This is a genomic window from Burkholderia sp. Ac-20365 (genome assembly GCF_017104715.1).
In the GTDB taxonomy this organism is placed as follows: Bacteria; Pseudomonadota; Gammaproteobacteria; order Burkholderiales; family Burkholderiaceae; genus Paraburkholderia.
In genome coordinates, this window is sequence record NZ_JAAGPI010000002.1 from 387,054 (window position 1) to 409,768 (window position 22,715).

General features: G+C 61.7%; 25 protein-coding genes and 1 tRNA gene. 6 read left to right on the plus strand and 20 right to left on the minus strand.

Annotation, left to right across the window (positions count from 1 at the left end; translation table 11 throughout):
- Positions 1-12: 12 nt before the first annotated feature.
- Entirely contained in the window at positions 13-657 is a 645-nt protein-coding gene (gene maiA, locus G3O01_RS05070) for a maleylacetoacetate isomerase (protein ID WP_205803435.1), read from the plus strand.
- Between the two features lie 92 nt (positions 658-749).
- Here maiA and ftsY read toward each other — a convergent pair whose 3' ends face one another.
- The gene (ftsY, locus tag G3O01_RS05075; protein WP_205803436.1) at positions 750-1,916 is read right to left on the minus strand and encodes a signal recognition particle-docking protein FtsY; all 1,167 of its coding nucleotides are present in this window, start codon (positions 1,914-1,916) and stop codon (positions 750-752) included.
- 275 nt (positions 1,917-2,191) lie between these two features.
- On the opposite strand from ftsY, the gene rsmD reads away from it, so the two are divergent.
- The 3 genes from rsmD (at position 2,192) to G3O01_RS05090 (ending at position 3,833) form a co-directional block, all read left to right on the plus strand.
- A complete protein-coding gene (gene rsmD / locus G3O01_RS05080) occupies positions 2,192-2,806 on the plus strand; it encodes a 16S rRNA (guanine(966)-N(2))-methyltransferase RsmD (RefSeq protein WP_205803437.1) in 615 nt (204 codons plus the stop codon).
- Between the two features lie 118 nt (positions 2,807-2,924).
- The gene (gene coaD / locus G3O01_RS05085) at positions 2,925-3,431 is read left to right on the plus strand and encodes a pantetheine-phosphate adenylyltransferase (protein WP_205803438.1); all 507 of its coding nucleotides are present in this window, start codon (positions 2,925-2,927) and stop codon (positions 3,429-3,431) included.
- A gap of 144 nt (positions 3,432-3,575) precedes the next feature.
- Positions 3,576-3,833, plus strand: a complete 258-nt coding sequence (locus G3O01_RS05090; protein ID WP_205803439.1) for a YfhL family 4Fe-4S dicluster ferredoxin — start codon at positions 3,576-3,578, stop codon at positions 3,831-3,833.
- Positions 3,834-3,927: 94 nt separating this feature from the next.
- Here the strand turns inward: G3O01_RS05090 and hisC are convergent, their stop codons facing one another.
- From hisC to G3O01_RS05130, 8 genes are all read right to left on the minus strand, one after another.
- Positions 3,928-5,007, minus strand: a complete 1,080-nt coding sequence (gene hisC / locus G3O01_RS05095; RefSeq protein WP_205803440.1) for a histidinol-phosphate transaminase — start codon at positions 5,005-5,007, stop codon at positions 3,928-3,930.
- Between the two features lie 33 nt (positions 5,008-5,040).
- Positions 5,041-5,643, minus strand: a complete 603-nt coding sequence (pth, locus tag G3O01_RS05100; protein WP_205803710.1) for an aminoacyl-tRNA hydrolase — start codon at positions 5,641-5,643, stop codon at positions 5,041-5,043.
- 123 nt (positions 5,644-5,766) lie between these two features.
- Complete coding sequence (locus G3O01_RS05105; protein WP_205803441.1) at positions 5,767-6,375, minus strand: 50S ribosomal protein L25/general stress protein Ctc; 609 nt, start codon at positions 6,373-6,375, stop codon at positions 5,767-5,769.
- A 140-nt stretch (positions 6,376-6,515) separates the two neighbouring features.
- Positions 6,516-7,472, minus strand: coding sequence for a ribose-phosphate pyrophosphokinase (locus G3O01_RS05110; protein ID WP_205803711.1), 957 nt, complete (start codon positions 7,470-7,472; stop codon positions 6,516-6,518).
- Between the two features lie 47 nt (positions 7,473-7,519).
- Positions 7,520-7,596, minus strand: a tRNA-Gln gene (locus tag G3O01_RS05115).
- Between the two features lie 51 nt (positions 7,597-7,647).
- Positions 7,648-8,529 (minus strand): 4-(cytidine 5'-diphospho)-2-C-methyl-D-erythritol kinase, encoded by an 882-nt coding sequence (gene ispE / locus G3O01_RS05120; RefSeq protein ID WP_205803442.1) that lies wholly within the window; start codon positions 8,527-8,529, stop codon positions 7,648-7,650.
- A gap of 26 nt (positions 8,530-8,555) precedes the next feature.
- Positions 8,556-9,188, minus strand: coding sequence for a lipoprotein insertase outer membrane protein LolB (lolB, locus tag G3O01_RS05125; protein WP_205803443.1), 633 nt, complete (start codon positions 9,186-9,188; stop codon positions 8,556-8,558).
- Positions 9,188-11,029 (minus strand): tetratricopeptide repeat protein, encoded by a 1,842-nt coding sequence (locus G3O01_RS05130; protein WP_205803444.1) that lies wholly within the window; start codon positions 11,027-11,029, stop codon positions 9,188-9,190. Before G3O01_RS05130 ends, lolB begins: the two co-directional genes overlap by 1 nt.
- 87 nt (positions 11,030-11,116) lie before the next feature.
- Between G3O01_RS05130 and mutM the strand changes: the two genes are divergently transcribed.
- Both mutM and mutY read left to right on the plus strand, forming a co-directional pair.
- Positions 11,117-11,947, plus strand: a complete 831-nt coding sequence (gene mutM, locus G3O01_RS05135) for a bifunctional DNA-formamidopyrimidine glycosylase/DNA-(apurinic or apyrimidinic site) lyase (RefSeq protein WP_205803445.1) — start codon at positions 11,117-11,119, stop codon at positions 11,945-11,947.
- Positions 11,948-11,954: 7 nt separating this feature from the next.
- On the plus strand, positions 11,955-13,094 hold the full coding sequence (gene mutY / locus G3O01_RS05140; RefSeq protein WP_241023663.1) for an A/G-specific adenine glycosylase: 1,140 nt from the start codon (positions 11,955-11,957) through the stop codon (positions 13,092-13,094).
- Positions 13,095-13,108: 14 nt separating this feature from the next.
- Here mutY and G3O01_RS05145 read toward each other — a convergent pair whose 3' ends face one another.
- The 11 genes from G3O01_RS05145 to kdsD form a co-directional block, all read right to left on the minus strand.
- Positions 13,109-13,744 (minus strand): LON peptidase substrate-binding domain-containing protein, encoded by a 636-nt coding sequence (locus tag G3O01_RS05145; protein ID WP_205803446.1) that lies wholly within the window; start codon positions 13,742-13,744, stop codon positions 13,109-13,111.
- A 58-nt stretch (positions 13,745-13,802) separates the two neighbouring features.
- Positions 13,803-14,696 carry an RNase adapter RapZ gene (rapZ, locus tag G3O01_RS05150; protein WP_205803447.1) on the minus strand — a complete coding sequence of 298 codons (894 nt, stop codon included), beginning with the start codon at positions 14,694-14,696 and terminating at the stop codon, positions 13,803-13,805.
- 78 nt (positions 14,697-14,774) lie between these two features.
- Positions 14,775-15,743 (minus strand): HPr(Ser) kinase/phosphatase, encoded by a 969-nt coding sequence (hprK, locus tag G3O01_RS05155; protein WP_028365019.1) that lies wholly within the window; start codon positions 15,741-15,743, stop codon positions 14,775-14,777.
- Positions 15,744-15,892: 149 nt separating this feature from the next.
- The gene (locus G3O01_RS05160; protein ID WP_035538101.1) at positions 15,893-16,408 is read right to left on the minus strand and encodes a PTS sugar transporter subunit IIA; all 516 of its coding nucleotides are present in this window, start codon (positions 16,406-16,408) and stop codon (positions 15,893-15,895) included.
- Between the two features lie 279 nt (positions 16,409-16,687).
- Positions 16,688-17,047 (minus strand): ribosome-associated translation inhibitor RaiA, encoded by a 360-nt coding sequence (gene raiA, locus G3O01_RS05165; RefSeq protein WP_012399744.1) that lies wholly within the window; start codon positions 17,045-17,047, stop codon positions 16,688-16,690.
- A 175-nt stretch (positions 17,048-17,222) separates the two neighbouring features.
- Positions 17,223-18,740 carry an RNA polymerase factor sigma-54 gene (locus tag G3O01_RS05170; protein ID WP_205803448.1) on the minus strand — a complete coding sequence of 506 codons (1,518 nt, stop codon included), beginning with the start codon at positions 18,738-18,740 and terminating at the stop codon, positions 17,223-17,225.
- A 219-nt stretch (positions 18,741-18,959) separates the two neighbouring features.
- The gene (lptB, locus tag G3O01_RS05175) at positions 18,960-19,742 is read right to left on the minus strand and encodes an LPS export ABC transporter ATP-binding protein (protein ID WP_060599301.1); all 783 of its coding nucleotides are present in this window, start codon (positions 19,740-19,742) and stop codon (positions 18,960-18,962) included.
- The gene (gene lptA, locus G3O01_RS05180; protein WP_205803449.1) at positions 19,739-20,416 is read right to left on the minus strand and encodes a lipopolysaccharide transport periplasmic protein LptA; all 678 of its coding nucleotides are present in this window, start codon (positions 20,414-20,416) and stop codon (positions 19,739-19,741) included. Before lptA ends, lptB begins: the two co-directional genes overlap by 4 nt.
- A 29-nt stretch (positions 20,417-20,445) precedes the next feature.
- Entirely contained in the window at positions 20,446-21,042 is a 597-nt protein-coding gene (gene lptC, locus G3O01_RS05185; protein WP_205803450.1) for an LPS export ABC transporter periplasmic protein LptC, read from the minus strand.
- Entirely contained in the window at positions 21,039-21,602 is a 564-nt protein-coding gene (locus G3O01_RS05190) for an HAD family hydrolase (RefSeq protein WP_205803451.1), read from the minus strand. Before G3O01_RS05190 ends, lptC begins: the two co-directional genes overlap by 4 nt.
- Positions 21,602-22,585, minus strand: a complete 984-nt coding sequence (kdsD, locus tag G3O01_RS05195) for an arabinose 5-phosphate isomerase KdsD (RefSeq protein WP_205803452.1) — start codon at positions 22,583-22,585, stop codon at positions 21,602-21,604. The genes G3O01_RS05190 and kdsD overlap by 1 nt, the downstream gene beginning before the upstream one ends.
- Positions 22,586-22,715: the final 130 nt, after the last annotated feature.

Here is a 22,715-nt window from a genome sequence, read left to right on the forward strand (position 1 = left end):
GAGAACAACACAATGAAGCTGTACAGTTACTTTCGCAGTTCGGCGTCGTATCGCGTGCGTGTCGCGCTGAACCTGAAGAACCTGCCGTACGAGTACCTGCCCGTTCATCTGCTGCGTGATGGCGGCGAGCAGTTCAAGCCCGAATATCGTCAGCTGAATCACGATGCCGTCGTTCCTACGCTGGTGGACGGCGAGCACGTGATCACGCAGTCGCTTGCGATCATCGAGTATCTGGACGAAACGCATCCCGAACCGCCGCTGCTGCCGTCGACTCCGGCCGATCGCGCGTATGTCCGCTCGCTCGTGCAGCAGCTTGCGTGCGAGATTCATCCGTTGAACAACCTGCGTGTGCTGAAGTATCTGAAGCGCACGGTAGGCGTGAACGACGAGGTAAAAGACGCGTGGTACCAGCACTGGATCAGCTCGGGATTTGCCGCGCTTGAAGCGTATCTGGTCGCGGACGGGCGCGCGGGCAAGCTGTGCTTCGGCGACACGCCCACGGTCGCTGACATCTGCCTCGTGCCGCAGGTGTTCAACGCGAACAGATTCAATGTGGATATGACGCCGTATCCGACCATCCGGCGCATCTGCGATTACGCAAATTCGCTCGATGCGTTTGCGCGCGCGGAACCGGGCGTGCAACCCGACGCTGAATAACCGGACGGCGGGCGCAATGAAAAAGGGCGTCATGCGATTGCATGACGCCCTTTTTATTTCGACCTTGCCAGCTTCAGACGAAGGCGACGGTATCAGCCGAGCAACGCATCCGAAAACTCTTCAGCGCTGAACGGTTGAAGATCTTCGACCTTTTCGCCCACGCCGATGAAGTACACAGGCACAGGCCGTTGCCGCGCAATCGCCGCCAGAATGCCGCCCTTCGCCGTGCCATCGAGTTTCGTCACGATCAGGCCGGTCAAACCGAGCGCGTCATCAAATGCCTTTACTTGCGCGAGTGCGTTCTGACCCGTGTTGGCGTCGATGACGAGCAGCACTTCATGCGGCGCGCCGTCCATCGCCTTGCCGACTACGCGCTTCACCTTGCGCAGCTCTTCCATCAGGTGAAGCTGTGTCGGCAGGCGGCCGGCCGTGTCGGCCATCACCACGTTGATCTTGCGGGCACGCGCTGCGCCGACGGCGTCGAAAATCACCGCAGCCGGGTCGCCGCTTTCCTGCTGCACGACCGTCACGTTGTTGCGCTCGCCCCAGATCGCGAGCTGTTCGCGCGCGGCCGCGCGGAACGTGTCGCCCGCCGCGAGCAGCACCGACTGGTTGAAGCGCTGCATATGCTTCGCGAGCTTGCCGATGCTGGTCGTCTTGCCCGCACCGTTGACGCCCGCGATCATCATCACGGTCGGATGGTAATGGCCGAGCGTGAGCGATTTCTCAAGCGGCTTCAGCAGATCGATCAACAGCGTACGCAGCGCGTCCTTGACCTGTTGCGGATCGGTGAGGCGATCGGCGCGCACCTTTTCACGCAACGCTTCGAGCAGGAACTCGGTTGCATCGACGCCCGCGTCCGACATCAGCAGCGCCGTTTCGAGTTCTTCATACAGGTCTTCGTCGATCTTCGTGCCGACGAAAATGCCCGTAATGCTGGAACTCGTTTTCGACAGCCCGCTGCGTAGGCGGGTGAGCCACGAGCGCCTGGCGGCGGCTTCGGGCACGGGCGGTGGGACAATTTCAGCGGCTTCGTCGTCCGTGTCGTCCGCGTCTTCGAAATCGGCGGCGCTGGGGACGTAGTTGGGATCGAATTCGGGCGCGTCGGCCGAGTCCGGGGCCGCTTGCGAGCGGGCGACGGCGGGCGCTTCCGGCTCAGGCATGTCCCGCGTGTCGACATCGGCGCTGGAATCGGCTTGCGGCGCTTCAGGCGTGTCGTCGGCCTTGGAACCCTTGAATCGTTTGAAAAAGCTGAACATGGTCTGAGCTGGAGTGAGATTGCGCCGAATTTCTGCTTTCGGTCCGGCGATCAGCGACTCGGCGGCGGGCGCGTTGCGCAGCGAGGCATTCGAGGCGCTGGAAGCCGCACATTTTATCAGGCGCGTCAGGCGGCGTCGTGAACGCCGGCAGGCGTGCACCTCGCCAGTGAACTTCGACGGGAGCGGCTGCGCGCGTGTGGTAACGTTGGCGCTCCGGCCCGCAAATCGACAGGCTGATCGACGATCGGCGGGCGCTTGCTTATCAGACGAACCGCATGTCCCGTACTTCTCCCTCGCGCCCAAAGAGCGCGCCTTCTGGCCGTGGCCCGGCGCATACCATCCGCATCATCGGCGGCGACTGGAAACGCACGCCGTTGCCAGTGATCGATATCGACGGCCTGAGGCCGACACCCGACCGCGTTCGCGAGACGCTATTCAACTGGCTCGGCCAGCGGCTCGACGGCCAGCGCTGCCTCGATCTCTTTGCCGGCAGCGGCGCGCTCGGCTTCGAAGCGGCATCGCGCGGCGCGGCGCGCGTGCTGATGGTCGAGCGCAATGCGCGCGCGGCCTCGCAGCTGCGCGCGAACCAGGCCAAGCTGGCGGCGGGCGCGATCGAAATCGCCGAAGCCGACGCGTTGCGCCTCGCGGCGAGCCTCGCGCCCGGATCGTTCGACGTCGTGTTCCTCGATCCGCCGTTTGGCGAAGATCTGCTCGGCCGCTCGCTCGAACTCGCCGCGCCGTTGGTCAGCGCGGACGGCTTCCTGTACGTCGAATCCGGCGAATCGCTCGAAGCCGCGGAACACGCGGCGCTCGAAGGCTGGCAAGTGGTCCGGCAGGATAAGGCGGGCGCGGTCCACTATCATTTGCTGCAGCGCGAAAATGAGGAATAATGCGCGTTCCATAACAAGCGCCGGGCGGCTTGCCGTTACGTGCGCGGTGTCGTCGCGAGACGAAGTCCTGCAGGGCGTGTTCCGGCACGCCTGCTAGTCTGTAGAGAGGAGAAATCCCATGGTTGTCGCCGTGTATCCGGGTACGTTCGATCCGCTGACGCGTGGTCACGAAGACCTCGTGCGTCGCGCATCGAGCATTTTCGACACGCTGGTAGTCGGCGTGGCGGATAGCCGCAACAAGCGGCCCTTCTTTACGCTCGAAGAGCGGCTCGAGATTGCAAACGAAGTCCTCGGCCACTATCCGAACGTGCAGGTGATGAGCTTCAAGGGGCTATTGAAGGATTTCGTCCGCATCAACAACGCGCGGGTGATCGTGCGCGGGCTGCGCGCCGTGTCGGATTTCGAGTACGAGTTTCAGATGGCGGGCATGAACCGGTATCTGTTGCCCGACGTCGAGACGATGTTCATGACGCCGTCTGATCAATATCAGTTCATTTCGGGCACGATCGTCCGAGAAATCGCGCAACTGGGCGGCGACGTGAGCAAGTTCGTGTTTCCGTCGGTCGAAAAGCGGCTGCAGGACAAGGTCGCCGCGAACGAGGCGGCGCGCGCTGCCAAGCCGTGATCCGGATGCGCCTGACGGCGTGACTGCGTGGTCGCGCCCGATAACCGGACGCTTAGCGTGGTCTATCCGTCAGGCGTAAAATTGCGGATTACGGAACGTTAGCCGGCAAGCACAGCACGCGCGCCGGCATGAAGTGAGAACAGCATGGCCCTGATGATTACCGACGAGTGCATCAATTGCGACGTGTGCGAGCCCGAGTGCCCGAACGACGCGATTTCGATGGGCCCGGAAATCTATGTGATCGACCCGAAGAAGTGCACTGAATGCGTTGGCCATTTCGATGAGCCGCAATGCGTGCAGGTGTGTCCCGTCGAATGCATTCCGCGCAATCCGGAACATCTGGAGTCGCAGGAACAGTTGATGGAGAAGTACAACGGATTGCAGGCGGGAAAGAGCGCCTGATTCATCTGGAAGCGGCGGGCCCCGTTTGTCGTTTGTATCGTTCAGGCGGGCCCGCCGTTTGTCTCGCAGTTCGTCCTTTTTTGCCGTCGATGCTTCAGCCGACGTAGCCGCCCAGGATTTCCTTCAACGCTTCCAGCAGCGTGTCGCATTCGGCATCGGTGCCGATCGAGATACGCAGATGCTGCTCGACACGCGGCAGCTTGAAGTGCCGCACGAAGATTTCCTTTTCCTTCAGTTGCGCGGCAAGCGCGGCGGCGTCGTAGCCTTCATGACGCGCGAACACGAAGTTCGCCGACGACGGCACGACTTCGAATCCCAACGCCGTCAGTTGCGCCGTCAGACGTTCGCGGCTCGCGATGACCTTCTCCGTGCATTCGCGGAACCACGCGTCGTCCTTATAAGCTGCTGTCGCGGCCACTTGCGCGAGACGGTCGAGCGGATACGAGTTGAAGCTGTCCTTCACGCGATTCAGCGCGTCGATCAACGAAGCGTCGCCGAATGCGAAACCCACGCGCATGCCGGCAAGCGAGCGCGACTTCGACGTCGTATGCACAACGAGAAGATTCGGATACTTGCCGATCAGTGAAATCGCAGAGTGCGCGCCGAAGTCCACGTACGCTTCATCGACGATGATCACTGAATCCGGATTCGATGCGACGACTCGCTCGATATCCGAAAGCGGCAGTGCATGTCCGGTCGGCGCATTCGGATTGGGAAAAAGAATGCCGCCGTTCGGTTGCGCGTAGTCGTCGATACGAATCTGGAATGTGTCGTCGAGCGGAATCGTCCGATACGCGACGTCGTAAAGCTTCGCGTACGTCGGATAGAAACTGTATGTGATGTCCGGAAACAGAATCGGCTTGTCGTGCTTCAGAAGCGCCTGAAACACGGTGGCTAGCACTTCATCCGAACCGTTGCCCGCAAACACCTGATCCGCCTTGAGCCCGTGATGCGCGGCAACCGTTTCGCGCAACACACGTGCCGTCGGATCAGGATATCGGCGCAGCGACTCGGCGTGCTCGCCCAGTTCGTCGCGGATCGCGCTCACGACAGCAGGCGAGGGCGGATACGGGTTCTCGTTGGTGTTGAGCTTCACGGGATGCGCGAGCGCGGGCTGCTCGCCCGGCACATACGGCGTCAACCGATGAACGATATCGCTCCAGTAGCGGCTCAAGTTCGGCTCCTCAGTTAGCTGTCGCGAAGCGAATCAGGGATTGCGATGCAGCTGCATCATCGCGCGTTCGAGTTCGCCTTTGACGACGGTCGGCATCACCGCGAGCGCGCGCTCGATCGATGCATCGATCACGTCCTGTTCTTCCTTGCGCGGTGGCTTCAGCACGAAGTTCGCGACGTCGGGCTTCGCGCCTGCGCGCGCGCTTTCTGGAATCAGGTCACGCGGATGACCGATGCCGATACGCAAGCGCCAGTATTGCTGCGTCGACAGATGCGCGGAAATGTCCTTCAACCCATTATGACCGCCGCTGCCGCCGCCGAGCTTCAGCTTGACGGTGCCAGGTGGCAGATCCAGTTCGTCATGCGCGACGAGAATCTGATCCGGCAGGATCTTGAAGAAATGCGCGAGCGCGACGACCGATTGACCCGAGCGGTTCATATACGTCATCGGCTCGAGCAGATGCACTTCCTCGCCATAGAGACGCGCTTTCGCATAGAAGCCATGGAAGCGCCGCTCGTCGCGCAACGTCGTGCCCGCTTCGCGCGCGAGTTGGTCGACCAGCCAGAAGCCGGCGTTATGACGGGTCGCAGTGTATTCGGCGCCCGGATTGCCGAGCCCGACGATCAGCTTGATCATGTTCGAGTGAGCCACGCGGTGTGCCGCGCAGCCAGAAAAAAACGAAAAAAAACCCGCCGGGGCGAACCGCGGCGGGTTACGTCGACCGTTCCATAGAAACGGATCGAGAGGATAGCGGTCTTATTAAGCAGCCGGCTTTTCGCCTTCAGCCGACGCTTCTTCCGATTGGGCACCAGCAGGAACCGGAGCCGAAACGATCACCGGGTTTTCTGCGACGAGGTGCGCAACCAGTGCGACGCCAGCCGGCAGAACGATGTCCGTTGCGTGCAGCGATTGACCCGCTTCGATCTTCACGAGGTCGACTTCGATGAACTCCGGCAGAGCGGCCGGCAGGCATTCGATTTCGATTTCGTTGATGACGTGCGAGATGATCGCGCCGCCCGTCTTCACGGCCGGGTTGGTTTCCTGATTCATGAAGTGCAGCGGCACCTTCGTGTGCAGCTTCTTCGTCGCATCGACGCGCTGGAAGTCCACGTGCAGGATGAGCTGACGGAACGGGTGGTATTGCACGTCGCGCAGCAGAACCTGTTGCGACTTGCCTGCCACTTCCAGGTCGAGAATCGACGAGTGGAATGCCTCTTTCTTCAGTGCGTGCCACAGCGCGTTGTGATCGAGTTCGATCAGTTGCGGTTCGCCAGCGCCGTACACGATGCCCGGGGCCTTGCCCGAGTTACGCAGGCGGCGGCTCGCACCCGTACCTTGCAGATTACGCTCGAAAGCGACTACTTTCATTTGATTCTCCATTATCTGCCCGCGACCAGGCAGTAAAACGGGCCTTTCATGGAGGCCCCAGACAAAACGGTATGAACCTTCGTCCGTTCACACCGAATGCAAAAGCGCCGCATTCATCATGCGGCGCTTTTGCGAATACTTTAGCTTTCCGCGAACAGCGACATCACCGAGTCGCCGCGACGGATACGCGAGAACGTTTCGGCCAGCAGACCGGCGCTCGTCAGCGAACGGATCTTCGTGCACTGGCGGGCTTCTTCGCTGAGCGGGATTGTGTCGGTCACGACGAGTTCGTCGAGTGCCGATGCAGCGATACGCGGACCCGCGCCGCCCGACAGAACCGGGTGCGTCGCATACGCGAACACCTTGGTTGCGCCGCGTTCCTTCAGAACTTGCGCTGCCTTGCAGAGCGTGCCGGCGGTGTCGACCATGTCGTCCATGATCACGCAGGTACGGCCGTCGACTTCACCGATGATGTTCATCACTTCGGCGACGTTCGCCTTCGGACGACGCTTATCGATGATGGCCAGATCGCAGTTCAGCTGCTTGGCCAGCGCACGAGCGCGAACCACGCCGCCGACGTCCGGCGACACCACGAGCAGGTTCTCGTGATTCTGCTTGCGCAGATCGCCGAGCAGCACGGGCGTTGCATAGATGTTGTCGACGGGGATGTCGAAGAAACCTTGAATCTGGTCAGCGTGCAGATCCATCGTGATGATCCGCTCGACGCCAGCGATTTCCAGCATGTTCGCCACGACCTTCGCCGAGATCGCAACACGCGCCGAGCGCGGGCGACGATCCTGACGGGCATAGCCGAAGTAGGGGATGGCAGCGGTGATCCGGCCAGCAGATGCGCGCTTGAGCGCATCGACCATGATCATCAGTTCCATCAGATTGTCGTTGGTCGGCGCGCAGGTGGACTGGAGGACGAAGACGTCCTTGCCACGTACGTTTTCCTGAATCTCGACCTGGATCTCACCATCGGAGAACCGGGAGACCATTGCTTTGCCGAGGGGAATACCGAGGATCTTGACGACTTCCTGTGCAAGCGCAGGATTTGCGTTGCCAGTAAAAACCATCAGGCCGTCATGGCTGCTCATCATGCACCTGCTTCAGGCTGTGGGAGGCGAGGAACTGCGAGAATTTATGGCAGGGGAGGAAGGACTCGAACCCTCGCATGCCGGAATCAAAATCCGGTGCCTTGACCAACTTGGCGACTCCCCTACACTAACTTTGAGCTTCACTGAATGTGTAGGGCATTCAGTGAAGCGAAACTTATGCCGCGAAAGCAAAGAGTGGATGCGTATCCAGACTTGTCGTTACTGCACTGTTCCATTCGACTGGCAGTTTGGCTTGCGCCGCCACTGCTTCATCGTGACTATGGAACGCTGCAAAAACGCTTGCGCCTGATCCTGTCATCCGCGCCGGCGCGATGTTATCAAACCATCTCAGCACCTGCGCAACTTCCGCGTATTTTCCCACGACAACTTGCTGCATGTCATTCTGGCCAAAACTGTCTGGCCATCTTGCGTCGCAGCTTTGTTGTGCAAGAAAGTCCGTTATTATGAGAGGCTTTGTATCTCTTGTCAACTCTTTTTCGGAGAAAATTGCTGACGTTGGAACATGAACTCTCGGTGTCACCACCAGAAAGTGGCGCGGCGGCAATTGTACATGCTCGAGTGCTTCTCCGACACCCTCTGCGAACGCATTTTTTCCAAAAACAAAAAAAGGCACATCGGCGCCGAGTTTCAGTGCGAGCGCCTGCAGTTCCGCGCGCGGTAGATCGAGCTTCCAGAGACGGTTCAGCGCGAGCAGTGTTGTCGCCGCATCGGAGCTGCCGCCGCCAAGGCCCGCGCCCATCGGCAATACTTTGTCGATTTCGATGTCCACGCCTTGGCTCGTACCCGTGTGCTCCTTGAGCAGCTTCGCGGCGCGCACGGTGAGGTCGGTATCGGCGGGAACATCGGCGATTTCGGTGCCGCGCGTGATCGCGCCGTCGTCGCGACGCGTGAAGTGCAGCGTGTCGCCCCAGTCGAGCAACTGGAACACCGTCTGCAGTGCGTGATATCCGTTCGGCAGACGGCCAGTGATGTGCAGGAAGAGGTTCAGCTTTGCTGGAGCGAGGCAGTCGCGCAGCGAGTCGTTCGTTTCGATCATGATTCTTTGCTAATCGCGCGTGCGGGTTACTGGTCGAGCACAAGCTTGATGTCGAGCGGTGGTTCGGTGCGCGCGAGGTTCACGCGCTTGACGCCGGTTGCAGGCGCATCGGCATAGGCGATGTAGTCGATCGTCCAGCCGTCCTGTTGAATTTCCTTCAGACGCGTGTCCTGCTGCGGATCTTTCTCGGTCGTCGCCTTCGATGTCGGCGCAACCGACGGCTGCAGCCAGTAGCGCAGCCCTTCGACCGGCAATGCGAAACCGAGCGCGTTCTGCATCAGCGTCGAGACGTTATCGGCGGTCAGCGGCTGGCGGTTCGGCAATTCGAGCGTAGCGGACGAAGGCGACGACGTGACGATCGCCATGGTCTGTCCAAGCGGATTGCGCAATTGCAGCGTGACGGTGTCGCCGCGCTCCTGCCAGTCGAAGTTGCCATACGCGTTGCGCTGCTGGCCGTTCTGGTCGACGTACTGAACGGCGAAGCGGCCGTGATACGCACGGCTCGTCTGCGCGGTGACGGCGGTTGCAGCATTCGACGTGGAAGGACCTTGCGGCTTGACAGACGCACAACCCGACAATGCGACGATGGCTGCGGCTGCGAGACCCAGCGCCGCACGACGCGGCGCCGGAAGGGAAAACACGGGAAAAGAAAAATGCATCAGAGATCGTTCACCTGAAAACGTTTGAGCGTTTTGACGAGCGTATCGTTGTCGGGTTCGAGCTTGCGGGCGTCGCGCCAAGCAGCGCGGGCCTGATCCTGGTCGCCGCTCTTCCACAGCACTTCGCCGAGATGCGCGCCGATTTCGGCGTTCGGCTGAATGTCATAGGCCCTGCGCAGCACGCGGATGGCGTCTGACGTATCGCCGAGCCGGTATTTGACCCAGCCGACGCTGTCCATGATGAATGCATCGTTCGGCGACAGCGCCAGCGCCTTCTCGACCAGCTTGTCCGCTTCCTGCAGACGCTGGTTGCGGTCCGCGAGCGAGTAGCCGAGCGCGTTGTACGCCTGCGCGTTATCCGGTTGCGTGCGCATCAGCTTGCGCAACTGCGTTTCCATCACGTCGAAATGGCCGTTCTTTTCCGCAGCCATCGCGTAGTCGTACGTGAGGTCGGGATCGTCGGGGAAGTCGGTCGTGGCCTGCGCGAGACGCGCCTCGGCTTCCGGATAACGCTTCGCGTCGAACAGGATCGCCGCGTCCGTGCGCGCGATCAGCGCCTGCTCATGCGGATCCTGCGTGCGAATGCCTGCCAGCAGCTTGCGTGCGTCGTCGGATTTGCCGTCTCGCTGCAGCAGTTGCGCGCGCGTGATCTGCGCGGGAATGTACTGCGTGCTCGTCGCGGGAATCTTGTCGAGCCAGCGGTTCGCGCCCGCCGTGTCCTTCTGTTCCAGCGACAATTGCGCGAGATAGATGTACGCCTGGCCCGGATCGGCGCCCGGTGTCTTCTCGGCCTTCTGCGCATATTGCTGCAGATAGTTCTGCGCTTCGGGCAGGTTCTTCTGCTGGATCTTGATGAGCGCAAGCGCCATCAGCGGCGTCAGATCGTTCGGGTTGTCCTTCTGCATGTACTCGAACTGCTTCTGCGCGTCGTCGAGGCGATCGGCCGCGAGGTACATCTGCGCGAGCGCGAGCCGTGCTTCGTGCGACTTCGGATTCGCCTGCACGTATTTCTCGACCGATGCGATGCCTTCCTTGCGCTCCTCCGGTCCCATCTGCGACAGCAGCAGCGCGGCGGGCAGATAGTCCGGCTTCAGCTTGAGCGCCTGTTCGAGCGACTTGCGCGCGCCGGGCGCGTCGTCGGAGATGAGCTGCTGACGTGCGATCGCGAACTGCGCTTCGGGACGGTTCAAGTCGTTTGCGACCAGATCCTGCAGCACATGCAGGCCGCCGATGCGATTCGGGCCGCGCGAAATCAGCAGTTGCAGCGCGAGAATGCCGTTGCCGCGGTTTTCGGGCGGGATCTTCGCGAGTTCTTTGGCGAGCATCGGCTTCGCGTCGTCGGGCTTGCCTGACAGCACGAGCAGCGATGCATCGAGTTGCGCGGCGCGTTCCGATTGCGGCGCATACTGTTGCCACAATTGCGCCGCCGTCAGCGCATCCGACGGACTTTGCGCCGCCAGCGCGATTTCCGTTGCGCGCTGCGCCATACGCGGGTCGTGCGTGTCGCGGGCAAGCGAGAGATAGGTTTGATACGCTGGCGCCGGCTGATTGCGCTGCAGCGCGACTTCAGCCGCGAGCACCTGGAAGACAATCTGGCTCGTGAGCGGAACGTCGGGCAGATTCGCTTTTTCTTCGGCGGAATCGGGGCCGAAAGCGTCTTGTACGGAGACGGAATTGTCATCCGCGTCGGGCGACGGATCCTGCGCATGCGCGGGCAATGCGGCGAGCGTCCAGACAGCCAGAGCGGCCACACCCAGCAGCCGACGTGCGGAAATAGCGTGCGGCACGCTATTCGCACCGGTCCGGCGCTTGAAAAACTGCTTAACGATGGACAGGTTCATACAGATCCGTTCGATGTTTCAGTCGATTGTAACGCGCTCGCTACAATAAGCGCATAACCGTGGACGCAAGTTACAGACCAGTCAGAGATGCCAGAGTTGCCAGAAGTTGAGGTTACCCGTCGCGGAATCGAGCCGTATGTTGCGGGTCGCCGTGTCGAACGTGTCGAAGTGCGCAATCCCGCGCTGCGCTGGCCAGTTCCGGCTGGCTTCGCGCGCCTGCTGCACGGCCGGCTGGTCCACAAGGTGGAACGGCGCGGCAAGTACCTGCTGTTCGAGATCGACGAAGGCTGGTTCATCGTGCATCTCGGCATGACGGGGACGCTGCGCGTGCTGCGCAATGTGCCGCATCCGCCGGCTGCTGCGAAGCACGATCACGTCGACTGGATCTTCGACGACTTCATTTTGCGCTTCCGCGATCCGCGGCGCTTTGGGGCTGTCTTATGGCACCCGCGCTCCGATGGCGACATTCTCGATCATCCATTGCTGGCGGATCTCGGCGTCGAGCCATTCGCGCCTTCGTTCTCGGGCGCGCTGATGTACCGGAAGACGCGCGGGCGCAAGGTATCGGTGAAACAGGCGCTGCTCGCGGGCGATATCGTCGTCGGCGTGGGGAACATTTACGCATCTGAAAGCCTTTTTCGTGCGGGCATCCGTCCGACCACGGCCGCCGGTCGTATTTCACTCGTTCGTTACGATCTGCTTGCGGACGCCGTACGTGTCACGCTCGCCGCTGCGATCGAGAAGGGCGGCAGCACGTTGCGCGATTTCGTCGGCAGCAATGGCGAAAGCGGCTATTTCCAGCTCGACTATTTCGTCTATGATCGCGCGGGTCTGCCATGCCGCGTGTGCGGCACGCCGATCAAACAGATCGTGCAGGGGCAACGCTCCACCTATTACTGTCCGACCTGTCAGCGCTGAACCGTTCATGTCCGTTCCTGCATCCAAGACTGTTTCTTCCGCCGTTCCTTCCAGCGCTTCTTCCAGCGTTTCTACCAGGATACCCGCGCTGTCCGATTTCTCTGTGCGGCTGATCGCATGGCAGCGCGAACACGGCCGGCACGACCTGCCGTGGCAGAACACACGTGACCCGTACCGTATCTGGCTGTCCGAAATCATGTTGCAGCAGACGCAGGTATTGACGGTGATTCCGTACTACGCACGCTTTCTCGCGCGTTTTCCGGATGTTGCCGCGCTCGCCGCCGCGCCCGCCGATGACGTGATGACGCTATGGGCCGGGCTCGGCTACTACACGCGTGCGCGCAATCTGCATCGCTGCGCGCAGGTCGTGGTCGAACAGCATGGCGGCCGGTTTCCTGAATCCGTGGAGGCGCTGGCAGAGTTGCCGGGTATCGGACGATCGACGGCGGCCGCGATTGCATCGTTCGCGTTCGGCGCGCGCGCGACGATTCTCGACGGCAACGTGAAACGAGTGCTGGCGCGCGTGTTCGGCGTAGAAGGTTTTCCGGGCGAGAAGAAGGTCGAGAACGGCATGTGGCTGCTGGCGGAATCGCTGCTGCCCGTGAACGCAACGGACGACGACATCAGCGCCTACACGCAGGGTTTGATGGACTTCGGCGCGACGCTGTGCGCGCGCGGCAAGCCCGACTGCGTGCGTTGCCCGTTCGCTGTCGATTGCGTGGCGAACGTGACGGGACGTCAACGCGAACTGCCCGCGGCTCGCCCGAAAAAGACCGTGCCGACGCGCCGCACATGGATGCTGCTGCTGCGCGACGGCGATTCGGTGATGCTCGAAAAGCGTCCGCCGTCAGGTATCTGGGGCGGCTTGTGGAGCTTGCCGGAAGCAGCGGATGAAGCCGCGCTCGCGCAACTCGCACGAGACTTCGGCGCATCGGCCGATGTATCGCCGCTTGCCCCGCTCACGCACGTATTCACGCATTTCAAGCTCGATATCGAGCCGCGCATCGCCGAATTCGATCGTTCTTCGAAGCATGTGAGCGCGCGTGACGCAGACACCGTGTGGATGTCGCTGAACGAACTGGACGCGTATGGCGTGCCGGCACCTGTGCGCAAACTGCTCGAAGGACTGCAGGGTTCGTTGATCTGAACCGAACGGCTGCGCTAGAGCAGCTGATGCTGCTGCATGTAGTGATGCACGACGTCGATGCGCGCGCCGGCGTCCCGTAATTCCATCAGCTTTTGCCGCGCCTTTAGCGCGATCGGCAGCACTTCTGATAGACGGTTCGATACCCACGTCGGATCGTCGAGCTTGAACGGCTCGACGAACGGCAGGCTTTCGGGATCACGTTCACGGATTGTCGCGATGATGCGCTCGAGCACTTCCGCGCACGCACCGAACTTTTCCATGTAGTGGGTGCCTTCGAGCGGCACGTCGCCGCCAATCAGCTCAGCCATGCCGACCAGCAGGCCGCCCGATTCAACGCGATGCGACAGCAGCCGGAACCGCTCGGTGCCGCGCGCGCGAATCAGCAGCATGCCGAACTCGTCGACATCGCATACATCGATTTCCGCGAGGCATCCAACGGCTTCCGGCACGGATGGTTCATTCGGCTGAGCAACTTCACCACCGCTTTTTAGCAGGCACACGCCAAACGACGTGTTGTCGCGCAGACAGTCGCGCGCCATGTCGAGATAGCGGGCTTCGAAGATCTTCAGCGGCAGCAGTCCGTCGGGAAACAGGACTGTGTGCAATGGAAACAGCGGCACATCGGCAAGCACGGACGGTGTAGAGGACATGGCGCAACGCTTCGGTTAGGGCCGCCCCGAGCGGCCGGTCAAGCCACCAGCGGGACCCTCAGGCGACCAGTTTCGATGAGTCGTCGACGTCGATCGGCGCATCGCGATGCCGCACTATCACGTTTGCTTCAGTCGCGAAACGCGCGGCGAGCGTTTCGGCGATGAATACCGAGCGGTGCTGTCCGCCCGTACAGCCGATTGCAACGGTGAGATAACTGCGATTGTCGTCGCGGAAATGCGGCAGCCATTTCTGCAGGAACGACTCGATGTCGCCGATCATCTGCTGGACGACGGGCAGGGCATCGAGAAAGTCGATGACGGGCTTGTCGCGCCCGGTCAGCGGACGCAGTTCACGGTCGTAATAGGGATTGGGCAGCGTGCGCACGTCGAACACGAAGTCGGCGTCGAGTGGCACGCCGCGTTTGAAACCAAACGATTCGAACATCAGCGCGAGGCCAGTATGCTCCTGTTCGATGAAACGCTTGACCCACGCGCGTAAAACGTTTGCCCGCAGGTTGCTGGTATCGATCTGATGGCCGAACTCGGCAAGCCCCGCAACCAGTTCGCGTTCGCGCTCGATCGCTTCGGCAAGCGAGGTGAGCAGGCCGACGTCGGCATCGTGCGCGGGCGAGCCCGACAGCGGATGGCGGCGGCGTGTTTCAGAAAAGCGCTGGATCAGCGCCTGGGTGCTGGCGTTCAGGAACAGCACGCGTACGTCGTGATGGCCGGAGAGATCGCGGATCATTTCCGGCATGTCTTCGAGCGAGGCGCCCGAGCGTGCGTCGATCGCCACCGCGAGCCGGTCCTGGCCGTCGCCTGCGATGTACGCGGCGAGTTCGGGCAGAAAGCGCGGCGGCAGATTGTCGACGCAGTAGTAGCCCGCGTCTTCTAACGCGTTCAACGCGACAGACTTGCCGGAGCCGGATATACCGGTGATCAGGATAATGCGCATGGAGTCGTGGAATCCGTTCGGTTCATCATAGCATCCGGTGCCACCCGCTGTACCGCCGCGGCTTTGCGCGCATCTGCGTCAAATCAGCTTGCCGGGAAACTGGCTATCGGGGTCTTGCATTGCGAGGCGCTGGCGGTCCATGAAGTCGCGCAGCGTGTCGATGCCGCGCAGTTGCAGGATCGTGTTGCGCACTGCCGCTTCGACCAGCACTGCGAGGTTTCGGCCGGCTGCCACCTGAATCGTGACCTTGCTGATGGGCAGGCCGAGCACGTCGACGGTCTGGCTTTCGAGCGGCAGACGCTGGAATTCACCGTCAGGGCGGCGCACCAGCTGCACGATCAGCTTGAGCTTCATCTTCCGGCGCACGGCTGTTTCACCGAAGATCGTCTTGATGTCGAGCAGACCGAGGCCGCGCACTTCGAGCAGATTCTGCAGCAGAGGCGGGCAGCGTCCTTCGACGAAATCCGGGCCGAGGCGTACGAAGTCGACTGCATCATCCGCGACGAGGCCATGGCCGCGCGAGATCAGTTCGAGACCGAGTTCGCTCTTGCCGAGGCCGGAATCGCCCGTCAGCAGCACGCCCATGCCGAGGATGTCCAGAAACACGCCGTGCAGCGTTGCACGCGGCGCAAGGATGCGCGACATGTAAAGCCGCAAACTGTCGATCACCGCAGCGGGCGACATCGGCGTCGTGAAGAGCGGCGTGGACGAACGCGTGCAGCGCAGGACCAGTTCCGGCGGTGCGGCGACGCCGCCTGCGACCACGAGAAACGGCGGCTCCAGCGCAATCAGCTCGGCCATGTGGCGCGAGCGGTCTTCGTCGGATTGACGCTGGTAGTAGTTGGTTTCGGCATCGCCGAGCACCTGGATCCGGTTCGGGTGGATCAGGTTAAGGTGGCCGACGAGGTCGGCGCTTGAGGTTGCAGTCGCAACCGTTTCCGCCGAGAAGCCGCGTTCCCAGCCCTCATGCCCCGTCAGCCAGCTGAGTTTCAGCGCGGCGGCGTTGTCGTCGAAAATGCTTTGGGCGTTGATGCTGGACGTATCCATGAATCCCTGACTCCCTGACCTCGTATGTGCCGCGTGTGCCGCCTGGGTGCTGCTGTGTGTACCCGCCTGTCCGCCGCGCACCCGCGGCCGGACGTGTCGCGGCGTGTTCTATATAGAACGCTCGAAGGCCGCGATGCGCCGACAATACGTCAAGGTTGCCACTGAGTCAGCAGGCGATGCAACGCCTCGCGGTCCTCTTCTGTGTGCAACCGTTCGCGCGCTTCGCGATCCGACAACAGTTGGGCGATCTCCGACAGGATTTCAAGGTGCTGCTGCGTTGCCTGTTCGGGAACGAGCAGGAAGATGAGCAGCGAGACGGGCTGGCCGTCTGGCGATTCGAACGGGATCGGATCGGCCAGCCGCACGAAGGCGGCGAGCGGCTGCTTGAGGCCCTTGATGCGGCCGTGCGGAATGGCAACGCCCTCGCCGAGCCCCGTCGAACCGAGGCGCTCGCGCGCGAACAGATTGTCAGTCACTGTGCTGCGGGCGATGCCGTTCTGGTTTTCGAAGATCAGGCCCGCTTGCTCGAATACGCGCTTCTTGCTGGTGACCGCTAGACCGACGACGACGTTTTCGAGGGGAAGATATTTGGCTAAACGATTCATGTTGACAGGCGCAAAGGTCGCCTGGATTCTCCTCGCTGTGGCGATTGAAAAGCGTTCCATGCCTCGCAGCTGCTCATGGCGAATCCAGCGATGCGCGATGAACCCTGCTCTTGAGACCCGCAATGATCCCTTTGTGCAGGGCTCGGGCTGGACAAAGACCCCGAAGGTAACCGATTTATTATAGAACAGGGTTGCTACCGATGGTGCGCCGCGCCATCCGTCAAAAAATGGGGTGCCGCACATAACGTATCAAGCTGTGCGCGCATGCATCGGTCAGATAACAAAAAACCGCCCGATATCGGGCGGTTCTGCGGGGTTAAGGAAAAGCCTCTAACTGGCTTATTGCGGTGGCACTTCGGGTTGCGCCGCCAGCGGCTGATACTTGATCGCTTCGTGCTGATGGCCCTGCAGGCGATCCTTGTGACGAATGACTTGCCGGTCCAGCTTGTCGATCATCAGGTCGATCGCGGCGTAGAGGTCGCCATCACAGCTTTCGACGAAAATGTCCTTGCCCTTCAGATGCAGGTTGATTTCAACCTTTTGTCTCTTTTCCTTTTCCTTGTGGTTGTCGACCGAGAGGACCACACTGCCATCGATCACCTGATCGAAATGTCTTAGCACCCTGTCAAGTTTGGTGATCACGTATTCTCGCAACGCTGGCGTTACATCGAGATGGTGTCCACTGATCTTCAGATTCATAGTGCTTCTCCAAGCTAGTGGCCGCCTGGTCCGCATGAATCGCGCGAGCGCTGGTCGATCGCTCGATCTGCCACGCCGTCCCCCGTTTGACAAGGCTACTGGCAGGTCGCATCGGCCAGCCTGCTCCGCCAAACAGCGGCGCGGCCGGAAAATGCCCGCCACGGGAAGTAGCGGGCTAAAGAGACTTGCGCAGATTGACTGCCGGGATTTTCAGTGCTTCGCGGTACTTCGCAACTGTGCGGCGCGCGACGACGAAACCCTGTTCGGCCAGCAGTTCGGCAATGCGGCTGTCTGAAAGAGGAGATTTGGTGTCTTCCGCTCCTATCAGTTGCTTGATGAGTGCGCGAATGGCCGTTGAAGAGGCCGCGCCCCCGGTGTCGGTGGATACGTGCGATCCGAAGAAGTACTTAAATTCAAGCGTCCCGAACGGGGTGAGCATGTACTTGCCGGTTGTCACACGCGAGACCGTCGACTCGTGTAAACCCAGCGTATCAGCTATTTCCCGCAAAACCAAGGGGCGCATGGCAATTTCGCCATGTGCGAAAAAGTTCTTTTGACGTTCGACAATTGCCTGCGCGACACGCAGGATCGTCTCGAAACGCTGCTGGATATTCTTGATCAGCCAGCGCGCTTCCTGAAGCTGTTGACGCAGCGAACCACTGCCCGGATCGCCGCGGTTGTTACGCAGGATATTCGCGTACAGATGGTTGATGCGCAGCTTCGGCACCACTTCCGGATTCAGTTCTGCCTGCCATCCCTGTGCTGTTTTGCGCACCATGATGTCGGGCACCACGTAGTCCGCTTCCGCCTTGCCGTACGCCGCGCCGGGGAACGGCTCGAGCGAGCGGATCAGCGCATGCGCTTCGCGCAGGTCGTCGTCGCTGGCCTTCAGGTACTTGCGCAGACGCGTGAAATCGCGCGCTGCAAGCAGTTCCAGATGATGCGCGACAATATCGAGTGCGAGCGTGCGGGTGGGCGACGGATCGAGCCGGCAGAGCTGCAAACGCAGACATTCCGAAGCCGAACGCGCGCCGACACCAGCCGGGTCGAAGCTATGCAGCAAAGCCAGAGCCGCGTTCAGTTCATCGGTATCGACTTCGAGTTCTTCCGGCAGATCGGCAAGGATTTCATCGAACGTGGCGGTCAGATAGCCGTCGTCGTCGAGCGATTCGATCAGGAACGTGATGAGCGCACGGTCGCGCGAACTCGCGCCCGTTACACGAAGTTGAGCAGTCAGGTGATCGCGCAGCGTCGTGGTCGATTCGTGGATCTGCAGCGGCGGCAGATCGTCGTCGTCCGATGCGTTGCCCGAACGGCCGTAATCGTCGAGATTCCACTGGCTCGAATCACCGTTCGCATCCGAGCCCAGCCCGTTGTATTCGTCGACGCCCTGCGGCTCGCTGCTTTCCGAACTCTCGCTGGACGACGTGGACGAAGACGACGGCGGCGCGCTCGACATTTCTTCCGGCGCATTGTTCTGCGACGTCTGCGCGATCACCGTACCGTCGGCGGCAACGCGCAACGGACTCGCGATCCAGTCGTCCTCCGCTTCGAGCAGCGGATTCTGGGAGATCGCCATCGAGACTTCCTGTTGCAGTTCAAGCGTAGACAGCTGCAGCAGCCGGATGGACTGTTGCAGTTGTGGTGTCAGCGCAAGATGCTGCGACAGGCGGAGTTGGAGGCTGGCTTTCATGGCAATGTGTGATTCATTGTAGAGAGTTTGCCACGACCGCGATACCTGGCGACACCCGCAAAAACGCGTGTGCCCCAGATTTTGACGCGACGAGGCGATAACGCGAGCGCGAGCGCGCCAGCGTAGCCCGTCAAAATTACTCAACCTGACTTTTGAGGCGGCCCGGAGCGGGCCGTGAGGGCGGAGCTGCACGCGGCGTCCACGCGCCGCGTGCGCGCCTTACATGCGGAAGTGTTCGCCCAGATAGACGCGGCGCACGCTCTCGTTTTCAATGATGTCGCCGGGTGCGCCGGCCGCGAGCACGCTGCCGTCGCTGATGATATATGCGTGATCGCAGATACCGAGTGTCTCGCGAACGTTGTGATCCGTGATGAGCACGCCGATGTTGCGCTGCTTCAGGAACTTCACGATCTTCTGGATTTCCAGAACGGCGATCGGGTCGACGCCCGCGAACGGTTCGTCGAGCAGGATGAAGCTCGGATTGGTCGCGAGCGCACGCGCGATTTCCACGCGGCGGCGTTCACCGCCCGACAGCGACAGCGCAGGGTTCTCACGCAGATGCGCAATCTGCAGTTCGTCGAGCAGCGCTTCCGTGCGCGACGCGATCGCATCTTTCGACAGACGCTTGCCGTCTTCGCCGATCTGCAGCTCGAGCACGGCACGAATGTTCTCTTCGACCGACAGCTTGCGGAACACGGACGCTTCCTGCGGCAGATACGACAGGCCGAGCGACGCGCGCTTGTGGATGGGTAGAAGACTGATCGACTTGCCGTCGAGATCGATCTCGCCGGCGTCGAGCGGCACGAGACCGACGATCATGTAGAACGACGTGGTCTTGCCGGCGCCGTTCGGGCCGAGCAGGCCGACCACTTCGCCGCTCTTCACGTCGAGCGATACGTCCTTGACGACCGTGCGCGAACCATAGCGCTTTTTCAGATTGCGGACGACGAGCGAACTGCTGGTGCCCGCCGGCTTTCGGTTGGGAAGGGCGGGGGCGCTCACGGCTTCGTCGTTCCTTGTCCCTGGAATTGGTTGGTAGGCTGCAGCGTCGCGGACGGGCCGCTGATCGGCTGGGCACCGCCGTTGCGCGGCGACAGCATCGCGCGCACGCGGCCGTTCGGGTTGCCGGGACCGGCGACGTCCTTACCGGCCTTCGCCGTATAGAAGTCGTTCTGGCCGTCGTACGTGATGACGCTGCCGTGCACTTCGTCCACGATCGTGTTCAGACCTTGCAGGCGGCGCACGGTTGCGCGCGTCGTCAGCGTGGTCAGGTCCTGCTTGCCGTCGTAGTCGATGCGTTCAGCATCGCCGTCGATGTATTCGTCGACACCATCGCGCTTCTGGCGGAAGTACGACAGGTTCTTGCCCGTCGACGTGCCCGTTGCATATTGATAGCCCTGCGGATCCTGCGTCACTTCGACGCGGTCTGCCTTGATGACGATCGTGCCTTTGGTCGCGACCACGTGGCCGGTGAAGATATTGACCTGTTTGAGGTCGTCGTACGTCATGTTGTCCGCTTCGATGTTGAGCGGCTTGTCCTTGTCGGCACGTTCGGCGTGCGCGAGCGGCGCAAAACCGGCCAGCGGCAGTGCGATCAGGAGTGCCGCCAGCCCGGCGCGGCTCGCGCGAAGCACGCGCATGCGGCCGGATTCAAAACGGGGGAACGATTCGTTCATGCAGTCACGCTGGAATGGATTTACCCGGGTTACTTCGGAGAGCCGCCGGAGTCGACGGGGGCGATGGCGCCACGCACGTTGCCGAATAGCTGGATGACCCGGGTGACATTGTTGTATTTCATACCGCTGGCCGTCATGATCGACTGGCCGCGCTGAAGTTTAACCGGCTTTTCCGTCTCGATCACATCGTCGTTCACGAGCACGCGGAAATGCGACGAATCGGCCTGCATGTGCGGGTCGCCGAAACCCGCGTCGCGCACGATGCGCGCGTTGTCGTACAGATCGACGATCGACGCATCGCCGTTCACCGTGCCGCGGTCGCCCGTCGCCGTAACGACGGGCTTGCCCGGCTGGAATGCGCGGATAGCAGGCATGGTGAGGTCGCTGTTTTCGTCGTCCTCGTAATGTACGAGCTTGGTCGCGGTAAGGCGGTATTGCGTCGCACCCGACTGATCGAGTTCGGACACCGAGAAATTATCGGCGAAATAGTCGGGCGTATGCTGTTTCGGCTTGATCAAGCCTTCGTCCTTGCGCGGCAGCGTGGCCTGCAGCAGCCAGTACGTGATGCCGGCGAGCGCCGCCATCGCGACGAGCGGGATCAGCGAAGTCCAGCGAAACCGGTTCATCCGACGAGGCCTCGCTGCACCTCGCCGCTGCATGCGGCAGCGAGCAGCGCATCATAGCGGCCCTGCGCGCGCAGCAGCGCGTCGCACACTTCGCGCACGGCGCCATGGCCGCCGCGCGCTTCGCTGACCCAGTGCGCACGGGCGATCACTTCAGGATGCGAGTTGGCGGGCGCCGCCGCGAAGCCGACCTTCAGCATCACAGCGAGATCGACCCAGTCGTCGCCCATGAAGCCGCATTCTTCGGGCGTGCGGCCCGTTTCTTTCAGCAACTGCTCAAATGCCGCGAGCTTGTGCTCGACGCCCTGATAGACGTGCGTGATGCGCAGGTTTTCCGCGCGCTTTGCGACGATCTCCGACTTGCGCCCGGTGATGATCGCCGTGTCGATGCCGGCTTCGCGCAGCAGCTTGGCGCCGTGACCGTCCATCGAGTTGAACGCCTTCATCGTGTCGCCTTCGGCGGTAAACAGCAGGCTGCCGTCGGTGAGCACGCCATCGACGTCGAAAATCATCAGCTTCACGCGGCTTGCGCGTTCGGCTGCGGTCAGCGCGGCAGGGGCCATCAGATCACCTTCTTCGAAAACAGATCGTGCATGTTGAGTGCGCCGATCAGCTTGCCTGCTTCATCGACGACGAGCATCTGATTGATCCGGTGACGCTCCATCAGTTCCACGGCTTCGACGGCGAGGCGGTCGGGACCGATCGAACGCGGGCCGTGTGTCATCACGGAATCGATGGAAAGTGCGCGGAAATCGCCATCGCGCTCGAGCACGCGGCGCAGGTCGCCATCGGTGAAAATGCCCTTGACCCGCTCGTTTTCGTCGACGATAGCCGTCATGCCCATGCGCTTGGCCGTCAGCTGGAACAGCGCGTCGCGCACGGTCGAGCCGGCGAGCACCTTCGGCACCTGATCGCCCGTGCGCATCACGTCGTGCACATAGGTCAACAAACGGCGGCCGAGCGCGCCGCCCGGATGCGAGCGGGCGAAGTCGTCGGCGCCGAAGCCGCGCGCTTCGAGCACGGCCACGGCGAGTGCGTCGCCGAGTGCGAGCGCGGCTGTGGTGCTGGCCGTCGGCGCGAGATTCATTGGACACGCTTCTTTTTCGACGCCGCAATATAGATGGACGTCAGCAATTCGGGCGAGACTCGAACCGGGACGGCCCGTCATCGCGATCATCTTCGCGCCAATGCGCTTGACGAGCGGCAGGATCGCAACGAGTTCTTCCGATTCGCCGGAATTCGACATGCCGATGAAGACGTCGTCCGCCGTCACCATGCCGAGGTCGCCGTGGCTGGCTTCCGCGGGATGCACGAAGAACGCAGGCGTACCGGTGCTCGCGAGCGTTGCTGCAAGCTTGCGCGCGATATGGCCGGATTTGCCGATGCCGGAGACGACCACGCGACCACGGCAGCCGAGAATGAAGTCGATTGCTTCGAGGAATGAGTCGTCGAGATGGTCGCGAAGCGAACGCACGGCGTCCGCTTCGATGTCGAGCACGTCGCGAGCGAGCGCAAGCGCCCGGTCGCCATTGATTTTCGCTATCATCCGGGGAGTATAGCAAAGGCGCATGTTCGCCGCGCCGGGAACGACCTTTCCGGACATTGCCTTCACGGGCCTCTCAACCTTGCTGCGCGGGCGTTTGCGCGCAGCTTCGCCGACGAACCAGGATGCTCTT